We start from the raw sequence: 13,920 nt of genomic DNA on the forward strand, positions 1-13,920 counted from the left end.
CTGTGGTTTCATCCGTTACTTCAAAGGTTCCTTCAGTGCTGCTTCAATATATTGATTGTCTGTTATTTTAGAAACTTCAATCTCTTTACGGATGTTCTTAATATTAAATTGAAAATCGGCTGTCTTCTGCAATTCTTCAACAACAGCATCACTAATTGGAATGTTGATCATCTGGGAACGTTCAAACGTACCTTCGATTACCGCTGCCGGAATGTTCCGCTCAGCTGCATATCTTTCAGTCGCTTCAGCGCGATTATCTGTCTCCCAAGCTATAGCTTTGTTGGTTACTTTTAAATAAAGCGTAACTAGTTCTGGATATTTCTCTGCGAACGCTGAACGGGAGATCACAAAAGAAGGAGATAAGACACCCAATTGCTCACCATCCGTCAAAACCTTCCCTTTACCGGTCAATGCATTTAGAGTAATATATGGATCCCATGTAGCCCATGCATCAACGCCACCGGTTTCAAATGCAGGTTGTGCTTCATCAGGCTGCAACTGGATAATCTCAAAATCTGCTTCTTTAAGACCTGATTCCTCAATACCGCGATATAGAAAGTTGTAAGCATTGCTGCCTTTTGTAACAGCTATCTTCTTGCCTTTCAGATCCTCCAGTTTCTGAGCAGTACTACTACCAGGTACAAGAAGAGCAACGTTATTCGTACCTTCTAATACTTGTGAGATAATCTTAATAGGAATGCCCGCAGCTTGGGCTGCGATCACCGGCATGTTGCCAAGAGTCGCTATGTCCAACTTATTAGAAGCGATCGCCTCTGTCATTGGGGGCCCACTTTGAAATTCCGTCCATTCTACTTTTACGCCCAGCTTATCAAATTCTTGCTCATACCATTTTTCCTCACGGGCCTTACCAAACATCCCACCGCTGCCCTGCACGCCAATCTTAATGGTCACACCTTCATATTTATTGGCCTCGTTCTTTCCCGCACTCTTTTCATTCGATGCACAACCCGTTGCAAATACAGTCAAAACAAGCATAACAAGTAGTGAATTACGAAATAATTTCATGGATCATTTCTCCCCTTTTTATAAAAAAATGGACTCTCTTTATCTAGATACCAGCTCCAACATCGATTGCCGGTTCTTCAACCTTCTCAAACTCACTCAGCACCAGTCGACGTAGCTCTTGGAATGAAGTACTGGATCTTTTTCGCGGAAACGGTAAATCAATGGGAAGAATATTGCGAATATGCCCAGGTCGGGGATTCATAATGACTACCCGCTCACCCAGGAATACAGCTTCATCCAGATCATGAGTTACAAATAACATAGTCGTCTTATTACTCTGCCAAATATCAAGAAGTACCTCTTGCAGATGTGATCTAGTAAAAGCGTCTAGTGCGCCAAAAGGTTCATCGAGCAGTAATACATCCGGATTACGGAGCAACGCCCTAGCAATAGATACTCGTTGGGCCATCCCGCCTGACAGCTCACGTGGATAGGATTTCTCAAAACCCTTTAATCGTACAAGTTCAATCAATTCATCTACTTTTTTGCGAACCTCTGGATTTTTAAGCGATAAATTTGCTGCAATATTATGCTCCACCGTCAACCACGGAAAAAGTCTTGGTTCTTGAAAAATAAATCCCTTCTCAATACTCGGACCGTCGATCTGTTTGCCATTCAGTAGAACCGTGCCGCTATAGCCCGTATCCAGTCCTGCCACAATTTTTAGCAAGGTACTTTTTCCGCAGCCGCTGGGACCTATAATCGTAATCAACTCGCCTTTTTTCACCTTCAGCTGAATATTGCTTAATGCGATAACATCACCGGCAGGCGCGGCGAATACTTTATTCAAATGTTCGATAACCAGTGTTTCCTCCGACACTCCATTCACCCTTTCCGATAAATTTAAACTAAACTATACTTATGTATTTAATAGGTATTAAGAGCAAAAAAATAATGAGAACTTCTAAAGAACCTTATCCGATTATTCAACTAGGTTTAATTTACATCATCTTATCAGTGACATTCCTCACATGTCAAACATTATTTGCCAAATGGGTGTATGTTTTGTGAAGTGGGGAGGTTTTGCGAATGGCAAGGACATAGCATTAGTTATAGTCGATAGGGATTTATCTAATTGGAGTTCAAAACTGCACAAAAAAATACCGCATATTTATTGGTTTTGGACCAATGAATAAGCAGTATTTTGGGGGCTGTTCACAAACCCTATTGCTTAGGGAACCTCATGCTAAATTCTGAAAGTATCAGCATTGATAATAATTCCAGCTATTACTTTCTAAACGTTCTTTCATAATCTTCAAACCGTATTTTTCTAATTTGTTTACGATCCGTTGTTCTAACAATGATTCCTTCTGATTTGCCTGATGCGTCGATGCCTACTTGCGTGTTTTCGAATCTTTTTAAATAAGAATATGTACTCTCAAGAGAAGTTGGAAACTCGGAACCCTTTATGGTTTCAAGAAGTGGTGCAGACTGCAAATCAATACTTTCAATAAATCTCTTCTTCTCAATTTCATCATAAAATGGTTGATTTCCGTGATCACGCCACACCGCAATTTTCTCCTGCGATAACTCAAGAAGTCTATATAATTCATCCTTATTCAAGGAGAACACATCAAATACACGATACCCTTGAGTTTTTCTGTCAGAATAGTTCTTGGATGCTTTAGTTTTCCCTCCATAAGATTCCTGATAAATTACGGTTAATGCCCAGTCACCCTCAAGAAGGATATCTGCAATTACTTTTTCTGCTAACGGCTTAAGAAATTCCGCAATGTTCCCATAAGGATTACCGATTCTATCTCCTTTTGCATATAACAATTCTTCTCTGGAACCAATTAGATAATCAACTTCGTTATCATCATTTTTTAATAAAATGATCCTTGAATTTTCACCATCTACTTTTTCGCAAACAAAAACATCGTCTAATTCTGCGAAGCCTCTTGACTCCGTTAAAACATCATTTAACCGACCTCGTTCACCTAATTGATGATATGTAAGAATGCTTGGGTACTTTGTTAAAGAATTAATTTTCTTTAAATCCATAAACTATTCTCCCACTTTCAAATTCACTTTATATGACTCTTGTTCTTATAAACATAAACAAAGATAGCCAAGGAATATTTTACCACTGATTACGTGTTCACGTGTTATTCCTGATGGGATTGTCATAAAGAGTTCTCCTTATTTGTTTACCAATTTAACTTTGAAGATAAGTATCATCATAATCTACGTAATTACTTTGTTGATTACGCATGAAGGTTATACGCAAAGAAGGTTCTTATATGTATTTTCAAGTGATACTCATGTAATAGAAAATCAGCAAAATAAGAATATGTAAATAGTAGTAAACACCAATAAATCTTCTTTAATAATCTGATTCAAATATTGTTTCGTTTTTATCATTTGAGAAAATAATTTTTAATTGAGCAGTCGGATTCCAAATCCTACTATCTTTTATAATTAGATATTTTCCACCTGTATATTCATACTCACGAGTCTTACTGTCAATCACCACTGAAAATGTTTTAGCATCTTTTAAAACTGGCGTATTATTAATTACAAGGCCAATTGAACCTTTCTCTAAACCACCAATAGCTATCTCATCTCGTATCATAGCCGTAGATTTAGTATAGTCAGAAGCACTACGATAAATATAAATATAGGGCAAGCTAAAAATGTAATATTCCTCGTCGTTTAGCTTTTGTATAGATACATAATCCAAATTTTCACTTTCGATAAATTGATCTAATTCTTTTTCAGTGATTGCATTCCAGCTACACCCTGACAAAAAGAAGAATACACAAAAAGATAGTATTACATATCTCAAATGAAATTTCATATTCCCTCCATAATTAAATATCACACTTAGATTATTTACATCCTTAGCTATGATTCTCCTTAATAAATTCAAGCATGTACGTATCTAAAAAAACAAAGGATTTATCCTACTAACTCCACTGTAACATTAAATGGAATATTTTCCGCAGCTTATCTTCTACCAAGGCAATAAATTCCGAGTTGTAGCCATTAGGTATTTATAGGTTTTATGACCATAATTTATTAGTCTGTAAGATTGTATTATCAGATGATTTTGATACCTTTAATGCGAAATGATTGAAGTTGCTTGTAAACAGTGTTACTCTATCAACGGTAAACTCAAAATCTGTACTCTTCAATACATCTTATAATAGTCACTATTTTTAGTTAAGAAAGGTAACACTATGATAAAAGTTGATAACTTATCCTTCGCATTCCCGCAAAAAGACCTATATAAAAACATTTCATTTACGCTTGAAGAGGCACAACATTGCGCTTTTATAGGAACAAGCGGCAGTGGTAAAAGTACACTGATCGATATCCTGATGGATCCAGAAAAATATTTGTTCGAAGGCAAGCTAGAGATGGACCCCACCTGCAAAATCGGGTATGTAAGTCAGTTTTCGCAACTAGACAAATCTAAAGAAACAACCGTTTTTGAATATATAGGAGAAGAATTTATTAAGATACAAAATGAAATAACAGCGATTCTAACTGAAATGGAAACATCGTCAGATATTGATTCATTACTCGAAAAGTATCAATTAGCTCTAGATGCCTTTGATTTAATGGATGGAAATGATTTTGAAAGCAATATTAATAAGAAACTAAATTTAGCCAACCTCTTGAAGCTAAAAGATGTTAGGGTATCCGACCTAAGTGGTGGGGAATTCAAACTTATTCAAGTGATGAAGGAAATGCTGACTAGTCCAGACTTAATGATTATGGATGAGCCCGATGTATTTTTAGATTTTGAAAACCTAAATGCACTTAAAAATCTGATTAATGCTCACAAAGGAATATTGCTAGTTGTTACGCATAACCGTTATCTATTAAATCATTGTTTTAACAAAATTATACACCTTGAAAACATGGAGATCCAAGAGTTCGATGGGCGATATATTGAGTATAACTTCTCATTACTTCAGACGAAAATTGAGTTACAAGAAATCGCAGTCGCTGAACAAGAAGAAATAGAGAGATACGATAACATTATTGATAATCTTAGAGCGATCGCAACCTATAATTCAGAAGCATCTAGAGGGAGAGCGTTAAAAGCTAGGGTTAAGTTTCAAGAAAGATTGGAAGCGCGAAAAATTAAAGCGCCATTCGTTGATATTAAGCAACCAAAAATCAGTTTTGGTGTGGACAATGAAATTGGAGATGACATCACTGTTTTAAATGTGAATAATTATAGTGTTTCCTTTGATGAGTTGATTTTAGAAAATGTTAACTTTGAGATGAAACCTACAGATAAAGTAGCCCTTATCGGTCCAAACGGTACCGGGAAAACGACTTTACTCCGAGATATCTTTAAAAATAATCATGATTCAATTGAAATAAATGCTGACATTAAAGTGGCTTATCTTTCTCAGCTTCAAGACGAAGTGCTAAAGGATTCTAATACCATACTAGAAGACTTCATCGATGCCGGGTTTGCAACTTATGACGAGATTAGAGCACATCTTTCAAACTATGGCTTTGAAGGAGAAATTCTTACTCAAAAGATAGAATCTTTATCTGGTGGCGAAAAAAATATACTGCAATTGGCAAAAGTTTCTGCTAGCAAAGCAAACTTATTGCTTCTTGATGAACCGACAAGCCATTTAGACACCTATACACAAATCGCACTGGAGAAAGCCATTGAAGACTATAAAGGTGCGATTCTCATGATTTCTCATGATTTCTATTCTGTAGTAAATGGGATGGATTATGTACTAATCATTGACGAGAAGACGATTAGAAAAATGAGTATGCGAAAATTCAGAAAGATGATTTATGCCAGTCATTTTGATAAAGATTATTTAGAAAATGAACAAAATAAAAAAGCAGTTGAAATGAAAATAGAATTAGCTTTAAAAGACAATAATTTTGAACTTGCGAAAGGTATGGTTGACGAGCTAGAAGAGCTGATTAAGTTACTTTAAAAATTACAATCCTCTGGTGGAAAAATGTCTATTAAAAAGACACTGATAAATGATATGCTCCCTGTCAAGTGGACAGTGGTTCACTTATCATTAGAAATCTATGCCAACATCCCCCTTAAAGAATATTTGTTTTTGTATATGCATTATATACCGAGCATACGTTCTTTAAGCAGGAGATATTTTCTAACTAATCATTTTAAATTACTACCAAATTTATAATATAACGCAAATAATAAACGCCATTCCATATCAACGGTAGTTTATTATTTGATATTTATGATAATAAATAAAAACTACTTTGCAAAATCAATGTGAATCTTAGCATCATTCTCTGTTTTTTCCCAATTCACTTTTGCCCCCAATGCTTCAGAAATAAATCTCAGATTTACATAAAAGATATTACTCGTAGGTTCAAGTGATGGTGCTTGATTTAATACAACATTTTCTCCATTTAATAATGCATCATAAGAATTATTTGTTAACACTATAACTTTATTATCTTTTGATGCTGTCACAGTTTTTGTGTTATTATCCCATTCAATCGACATTCCATACTTTTCAAAAATGGGTCGCATAGGGACAAGAGTTGTTCCAAGATAAGTGACATTTGCATAAATGTCTAACTTTTCATCATTAATGTAAATGACTGGCTTGCTGCGTGAAGCGTTTACGCCAGTCCCTCCTAGCATTAACGTAATAACAGATGTAAGTAAGATTGCTTTAAAAACTACCTTCATACGATTCCTCCTTTAAATAATAATGGACAATAGACACAAAAGTATCTACTGTCCATTATTTTAATTGTAAATGTCACTATTTACAACAATTGTAATTACATTATTTCCACTGACAGTGACATTCGAATGATCGTTCAGTGGGCCTGATAATGCACTGCTAGAAATAGGTGTTCCGTCAACTTTGATATTAGAAAAAGTCGTTCTATTTTTTCCTGTATCAGTTTTAGACCAAACAGTTGATAACAGTTTCCATCTGCTTATTGAGGCAATATTCCAGCTTGCATTTGATTCCATTATTGTTATATTTGGTGTGTCTTGAAGAGAATAGCCCCCGAGTGTTGGACAAATAGATGTTCCATCAATTTTGATTCTTACTTTTCCATTATAATTGTACCAAAAATACATTAATGGAGCTGTGCCAGGTTTATAACCATTTTTTGTTTGTACTTGATTATAGCTAGGATCGAAAGTAGCGCTTTGATATTGATCCCAACCTGTATTTGTCTCACTTACATATGGACGATTTTTTTTCTTGAGAATTATTACTGGGTTCCATCCATAAGACGTAGCACTTGGCCCTAAATTATTATAAAGTTCCACACCCATGTCAGCTGCCCAAGAACCAATACCATCGGTAACAGTCGTAGTATATTCAAATCCACCATAGTTAAAAGCAATATGATTCGGTCTATCCAGACTCACTATATTACTGTCCGCTAATGGTAGTTGCATTAGTGCCATAAGATAGCTACCAGTAGTATTAACATTCATTCTACCGCCTACACCATCCCCAATAAATCCAGCTCTAGGAGCGACGTTAATACTGTTAGCCTCATTAAATTCATTAACATTTCCCGCTAGAAGACTTTCCACATTAGTATCTGTCTTATCTACTACCCATAATTCTGGGGCAGCATTAGCCGACTCTTCATAAAAATAAGTATATTGTTCATCGAAAGTAATGTAATCATAAGTAGTTTGGTCAGCACTTTTTGCAAAAGCTACTTTACTATCTCTTTCTTCTTCAACAGCATTTTTAGCAATTTGTAGTACGGCAGCAAGTTGATAATCGGCAACCTTTTGAGTCTCTTGATGCACCACATTAATCTCTGCCAACTCCAGACTTGAAGTTGGTAAAGTGTCGTCAGCAAAAGCTGAAACAGGGAAAACCGCAAAACTTGAAATAAGAAGACTAGTTAATATTTTTTTACTATAATTCATATAATTACCTCCTTTTGGAATGAGATAATTGTATGTCACATCAGATAAATAAAATAGAATATATTCCCTTGTAATATTTTGTATTTTTTTACTATAATAATGCGATTTTCGCTATATTATTATCTAATAGTCAAAATATAAAATTCCTAAATTTTTTCTTAATTCGCTATATAATAAAAGCCCAATTTCATCGTAAAGAAATCAGTGAAATCAGAGCTACTTTGCAGATTGCTTCGGGTGAAAACTCAGCAGATATTTTGAATCATTAAGTGCTTTTATCGCAATCTCGCTTCCTCTATAAGAAACAGTGCTTAAATAATCAATTAAACTCTTCTTAACATATCCCCTTTTCTATCCTCTTACAGTTTTTATTTGTGAGATATTCTCAACAGGATTTTTAAATAATTCTCCTTATTCACATCATGCTGATTCTTTAAGAATTAACTTTAAAGATTGTTCATAAGAGTTAATGGTCTTACGTGATAAATTTTTGTTCTGACAATATGCTAAAAAGTCTTCTAAGAAAAACTCCAAATCCGATAACTTCATACAAATCCTCCGTCTCTTTACCTACAAAAACAAAACCCAATAAACCATATAGGTTTATCGGGTGAGATGGAAAAAGTTTATCGGTTTCAAAACAAGTTTATCGGTTTTTATATACTGACTGTAAACACCTACCAGCAACCTACAATTCCTTACCACGTACTGCCCCTAACCCTTTCAACTAACCTTATGCTCAATCCGCAGCTTATCTGCTACCATGGCAATAAATTCCGAGTTAGTAGGCTTAGATTTGGAGATATTAATGGTGTAGCCGAATAAATGGCTAATGGAGTCAATGTTGCCACGTGTCCAAGCGACTTCAATCGCATGGCGGATCGCGCGTTCTACGCGTGAAGGCGTGGTTTTGAACTTCTCAGCGATTGCTGGGTAGAGTGTCTTCGTAATCGCACCAAGGATCTCGATATTGTTATATACCATGGTGATCGCTTCACGCAGGTACTGATAGCCCTTGATATGCGCTGGGACACCGATTTCATGGATGATCGAGGTAATGTTAGCGTCGAGGTTCTTGCCCTTAGAGAGCGGCACTACATTCGATCTGGACGTCGACGAATAATTGTACATGTTGGAGGAGGAGCTCATGCTGCCTTGAGAGCCGACAAGCTGACGTACACGATTTGCCAGGACCTCCATATCGAACGGTTTCAAAATATAATAGGATGCACCAAGCTGTACAGCTCTTTGAGTGATGTTCTCCTGACCAAAAGCAGTCAGCATGATGATCTTCGGTTGAGGATTCAGATCCATATCACGTAGACGTTCCAATACACCTAGGCCGTCTAAATGCGGCATGATGATATCAAGAATAAGAACATCGGGAATTTTACGCGCTTCGCTAAGCATTTGAAGCACTTCTTCACCATTGTAGGCGATACCCGTTACGGTCATATCTTCTTGCTCAGAAATGTACTCGGAAAGCAAATTCGTAAATTCCCTGTTATCATCGGCCAACAACACTTCAATATTCTGCACTGGCTGCTTCCTCCTTAATTATATCTGCTATTCGAAAATAACATTTTTTTCTTGTCTCTTACGTTTTCGACATGGAGATCGAATTCCCTTCTGTCGAAAATTATTTTTCTTTATTTTTTTTCTGCGTTGGATTATAATTAAATATTTTATCTCAATGTTCGAGGTTCTTCGTAATCGTTCGACAAAAAATCTTAAGGCTAAACCGCCTTAAGATTTAATGAATACCTATTCTCCTGTTTGGTCACACCTGAATCTTGAAGCATCCATTCGATGAAGCACCCATAACCGGACTTAGGATCATTTACAAATACATGAGTTACGGCTCCGATGAGGCGGCCATCCTGTACGATAGGACTTCCGCTCATACCTTGAACGATACCGCCTGTCTTATCAATAAGGCGTGGATCGGTGATCCGCAGCACCATTCCTTTAGTGGCTGGCGTTTGCTGATGTGCTACATGAATGATCTCAACCTTAAACCGCTCCACCTGCTGACCATCAACTACAGTTAGGATCTCAGCAGGACCTTCCTTGACTTGATCGCTCATCGCCACGGGGATAGGTTCTTTGTAAAGACTGTGCTCGGGATTGGAGCTCATTTTACCGAAGATGCCGAAGTCAGTATTGCTCTCCACATTTCCAAGCACTTGGCTTTCTTTCAAAAAATGCGCTCGTTTCTCGCCCGGATCGCCATCCTGGCTTTTGGATATGGAGGTGACACTGGACTGAACAATATGACCACTGCCTACAACAATTGGAGTACCGGTATTCATGTCTGTAATCACATGTCCCAAAGCTCCATATACACCTTGCTCGGGAGCATAAAAAGTTAATGTGCCGACACCCGCTGCTGAATCACGAATGTACAGGCCTAACCGCCACACTTTGTCATGAATGTCATACGCGGGCTTTAACTTAGCTGTATGCTCTTTACCTCCGCGTTTGAAGACAATGGTCAAGGGGTTATTCGCTTTACCAGCACGATCCACCAGCTTGGCCACCTTGGACAACTCGTCCAATTTCTCACCATTCATGGAGATCATCAGATCACCCGGCACTAAACCGCTGACCTCTCCTGGGGAAAGCTTAGTTTTCTCGGATACTTCAATCAGATGATGACCAACAACCAAAACACCTGCTGATTTCACTTTCACACCGATCGTTTGACCTCCCGGGATCACCTTAAGCTCGGAATGAATTCCTTGTGCAGTCACCTTGGCTGGTTCACCTTGCAGTGGTGCAGCAGAACTTAGATTTGTTCCCGTTATGCCCGATAAACTAAGAAAGAAGGCAAATAAAAGGCCTGGCATTAACTTCCTGAGGTTAGGCTTCAATGGCTGTCACGCTCCCTTTTGCTTCTTTCGCTTGACGAAAAAGGTGGTCGCCAATTGCGTACCTATAAGATAACCTTGCCCCCAGGCTTTTATTACTGTCAATCATTGCTCCGCTTAGCTTGTTGCAGCCTTACTTGCCTCGGCCAGATTAAGCATTTCCTGCGAGTGATGCAATGTTTTTTCGGTAATTTCTACGCCACCCAGCATCCGGGCCAGCTCCATTACACGTCCATCGTTCGTTAGGGATTCCACTTCAGTCATGGTTCTTCCATCCTCAACCTTTTTGCGGATTAAGTACTGATGGTCAGCCATACAAGCCACCTGCGGCAAGTGAGTAATGGAGAACACCTGACAGGTAGAGGACAGCTTAAACAGCTTATCTGCGATGGACTGAGCAGCTCTGCCGCTGACACCAGTATCCACTTCGTCAAAAATTAAAACTGGAATTGCATCATGGCGCGCAAAAATACTTTTCATTGCCAGCATAATACGCGACAGCTCACCACCAGAGGCAATTTTGCCAAGAGGTCTCAGGGGTTCGCCCGGGTTAGGGGATATCATAAATTCTGCGCTGTCTATCCCTTGTCTTGTGAGGCGAATACGCCGACCATTGTATTCGACTCCACGCGGGTCCTCCAGCCTGTCCAATTTGACCTGCAACGAGGTTCTTTCCATTTGAAGGTCTTTGAGCTCACCCTCCACTTGGGTGGCCAGATCAGCAGCACAAAGCTTTCGTGCTTCACTTAATTCCGTAGCTGCTTCCATTAATACAGACAGCAACGAATCGCGCTTCGCCGTCAGTTTCTCCAGATATTCATCTTTATTCTCAAGCAAATCAGTTTCCCGGTGAATTTGTTCATAATAAGCCAAAATCTGTTCTACACTTTCTCCATATTTACGTCGGAGTCCAGTGATCAAATCCAAACGATTCTCGATTTCTTCAAGTCGCATCGGATTGAACTCGATATTTTCCCGGTAATCACGAAGCTGAAAAGCAGCATCCTCTAGCTGGTAATATGAGGACTGCAGCTGTTCGAGCACTGTTCGCAGACCCTTCTCATCGTAACGAACTGCATCCTCAAGTCTGGAAATAACATTACCGATCGATTCCAAGCCTTGTCTGTCGTAAAGCAGCTCATATGCACCCGATACGGAATCCATCATTTTCTCACTGTGGGATAGTTTGACCCGTTCTTCGGTAAGTAATTCATCTTCTCCCGGTTTTAATCCGGCGGATGAAATTTCTTCAAGCTGAAAACGATATAAGTCAAGCATTTGGTATGCCTTCTGGCTGGATTCCTGCAGCTCTCGCAGCTCTTTCTCCACCTTCGCGAAGGCAGAATACCTTTCCTGAAAAACTGCCTTTAGCGGACCAATAATCGGTTCTCCGTATGTATCCAGCAGTCCCAGATGCCGTTCCGCTTTCAGCAAGTTCTGGTGCTCATGCTGGCCGTGTATATTAACCAGCTGCTCACCGATCTCGCGAAGCATGGTAAGATTGACCATCTGCCCATTTACACGTGATGTACTTTTACCTTGAGAGGTAAGCTCGCGTCGTATAATAAGATGCTCCTCGCGCTGGGCCTCAATGCCAAGACGCTCCAAAGTCTCCCAAACGGGATGACCGCTGGGAAGACTGAAGAGCGCCTCCATCTCCGCTTTTTCACAACCATAACGAATGGAATCCGCAGAACCGCGGCCTCCAACAATCAATCCAAGCGCATCAATAATAATGGATTTACCTGCCCCGGTCTCCCCCGTAAGCACGTGGAAGCCAGGATAAAAATGCACATCTACCGCCTCAACGACGGCAAGATTGCGTATAGACAAGGTTTCTAACACTAATAGAGCACCTCCGAGAAGATGACAGGCATCTGATTAATTATAATTAAGAAATATAACCCATGATTTGTGAAATTACGGTCTTGCTGTCCTCAGGTAAACGGCAAATGATAAGGATTGTATCATCACCAGAAAGGGTTCCCATAATTTGCGGCCAGTCAATATTATCAATTAAAGCAGCGACAGAGTTAGCCGTGCCTGGTAAACATTTCATCACCACAAGATTAGCCGAGGAATCGATCTGCACAAAATTATCCACAAGAACGCGCTTAAGCTTCTGAATGGGATTGTACCGTTGATCCGTTGGAAGTGAATATTTATATCTTCCATCATCCATGGGTACCTTGATGAGCAACAGCTCTTTTATATCTCGAGATACTGTGGCTTGAGTAACTTGAAAACCTGATTCCCGCAAGGCTTCCACAAGCTCGTCCTGTGTCTCGATATCCTTTTGTGTAATAATTTCACGAATCTTAATATGTCGTTGTCCCTTCATTGTTGCCTCCTGGTATATAAAAAATATGGACTCAGTTTGATTCTCCGTCGTCTTTGCCAAGCTTAATGACATGGATCGATGCTGTTGCTACATTAACATATAGAACGCCGCTGCATTCCGGATAGATCAGCAGGTAGGGAAGCAAGGTATCACGTAAGCCACTGCCAGTGAAATCCAAAGGCTTGCGTGGTCTGGAAAGGATAACTAAATATAAAGATCCTTCCTCTTTTGTCGCCACATAATCTATAAATAACCGGCTATACATCTGCGCCCCATTTACGTTGAAAGACAAGGGGATTTTTAATTTCCCTCCAACGACCTCATATCCTTCATCCTCAAGTATATCAATAGAGGGATGTGGAATAATCACTTTATTGAACGGAATTTGATCCTTCATAAAAGAACGCGGAGAATTCTGCAGCCATACATATATCCGATATATTATAAAAATCGATAATGCTACCCCAATAAACGCCATAACGACCTTGTCAGAGCTACCCGCCACTATCAATCACCTCGGTGATTTATTCGCGTGAAGCCCTGGTAAATCCTGCTTCTAAGCTGTCTTTTTATAAGCTTTCCGCATAATTGATATTATTCGCTAATTCAGCAATTTACAATTACAACGAGCACAGTAAATCCAAAAAAAGATTCAAAATATAAAGACCCGGATTTTATACCGGGTCTTTATTTTAATAAATTCAATCCCTTTGAGCAAATCTGCTCCCTCAATCTTAACAGATGAAGAGGAATTTTCAAGGTTGAACTCTTCAGACTTCCCGCTCAAAAAAAACACCCCG

The 13,920-nt window shown here is 38.8% G+C and carries 12 protein-coding genes; 1 reads left to right on the forward strand and 11 read right to left on the reverse strand.

Features of this window, described 5'->3' with window-relative positions:
* Window positions 1-15 precede the first annotated feature (15 nt).
* The 4 genes from NST40_RS22265 to NST40_RS22280 all read right to left on the reverse strand — a co-directional run bounded on the left by NST40_RS22265 (window position 16) and on the right by NST40_RS22280 (window position 3,826).
* Window positions 16-1,026 (reverse strand): aliphatic sulfonate ABC transporter substrate-binding protein, encoded by a 1,011-nt coding sequence (locus NST40_RS22265; RefSeq protein WP_076220340.1) that lies wholly within the window; start codon window positions 1,024-1,026, stop codon window positions 16-18.
* A 43-nt stretch (window positions 1,027-1,069) separates the two neighbouring features.
* Window positions 1,070-1,846, reverse strand: a complete 777-nt coding sequence (locus NST40_RS22270) for an ABC transporter ATP-binding protein (RefSeq protein WP_076220339.1) — start codon at window positions 1,844-1,846, stop codon at window positions 1,070-1,072.
* A 407-nt stretch (window positions 1,847-2,253) separates the two neighbouring features.
* Window positions 2,254-3,030 (reverse strand): RNA ligase family protein, encoded by a 777-nt coding sequence (locus NST40_RS22275; protein ID WP_342410003.1) that lies wholly within the window; start codon window positions 3,028-3,030, stop codon window positions 2,254-2,256.
* A 322-nt stretch (window positions 3,031-3,352) separates the two neighbouring features.
* Complete coding sequence (locus NST40_RS22280; RefSeq protein ID WP_076277668.1) at window positions 3,353-3,826, reverse strand: hypothetical protein; 474 nt, start codon at window positions 3,824-3,826, stop codon at window positions 3,353-3,355.
* Window positions 3,827-4,208: 382 nt separating this feature from the next.
* Between NST40_RS22280 and NST40_RS22285 the strand changes: the two genes are divergently transcribed.
* Window positions 4,209-5,951 carry an ATP-binding cassette domain-containing protein gene (locus NST40_RS22285; RefSeq protein WP_076277669.1) on the forward strand — a complete coding sequence of 581 codons (1,743 nt, stop codon included), beginning with the start codon at window positions 4,209-4,211 and terminating at the stop codon, window positions 5,949-5,951.
* A 293-nt stretch (window positions 5,952-6,244) separates the two neighbouring features.
* On the opposite strand, the gene NST40_RS22290 is transcribed toward NST40_RS22285, so the two are convergent.
* The 7 genes from NST40_RS22290 to NST40_RS22320 form a co-directional block, all read right to left on the reverse strand.
* A complete protein-coding gene (locus NST40_RS22290) occupies window positions 6,245-6,688 on the reverse strand; it encodes a stalk domain-containing protein (protein WP_076277670.1) in 444 nt (147 codons plus the stop codon).
* A 60-nt stretch (window positions 6,689-6,748) separates the two neighbouring features.
* Entirely contained in the window at window positions 6,749-7,909 is a 1,161-nt protein-coding gene (locus NST40_RS22295; RefSeq protein WP_076277671.1) for a YrpD family protein, read from the reverse strand.
* A gap of 723 nt (window positions 7,910-8,632) precedes the next feature.
* Complete coding sequence (gene spo0A / locus NST40_RS22300; protein ID WP_036682806.1) at window positions 8,633-9,448, reverse strand: sporulation transcription factor Spo0A; 816 nt, start codon at window positions 9,446-9,448, stop codon at window positions 8,633-8,635.
* A 197-nt stretch (window positions 9,449-9,645) separates the two neighbouring features.
* Entirely contained in the window at window positions 9,646-10,782 is a 1,137-nt protein-coding gene (gene spoIVB, locus NST40_RS22305; protein ID WP_076129655.1) for a SpoIVB peptidase, read from the reverse strand.
* Window positions 10,783-10,896: 114 nt separating this feature from the next.
* Complete coding sequence (recN, locus tag NST40_RS22310) at window positions 10,897-12,624, reverse strand: DNA repair protein RecN (protein WP_076129654.1); 1,728 nt, start codon at window positions 12,622-12,624, stop codon at window positions 10,897-10,899.
* Between the two features lie 46 nt (window positions 12,625-12,670).
* Entirely contained in the window at window positions 12,671-13,120 is a 450-nt protein-coding gene (gene argR / locus NST40_RS22315) for a transcriptional regulator ArgR (protein WP_036682813.1), read from the reverse strand.
* Between the two features lie 31 nt (window positions 13,121-13,151).
* Complete coding sequence (locus tag NST40_RS22320; RefSeq protein ID WP_256719078.1) at window positions 13,152-13,625, reverse strand: hypothetical protein; 474 nt, start codon at window positions 13,623-13,625, stop codon at window positions 13,152-13,154.
* Between the last annotated feature and the right edge of the window lie 295 nt (window positions 13,626-13,920).

It is taken from the genome of Paenibacillus sp. FSL R10-2778, assembly GCF_038593035.1.
GTDB classification, from domain to species: domain Bacteria; phylum Bacillota; class Bacilli; order Paenibacillales; family Paenibacillaceae; genus Paenibacillus_AQ; species Paenibacillus_AQ odorifer.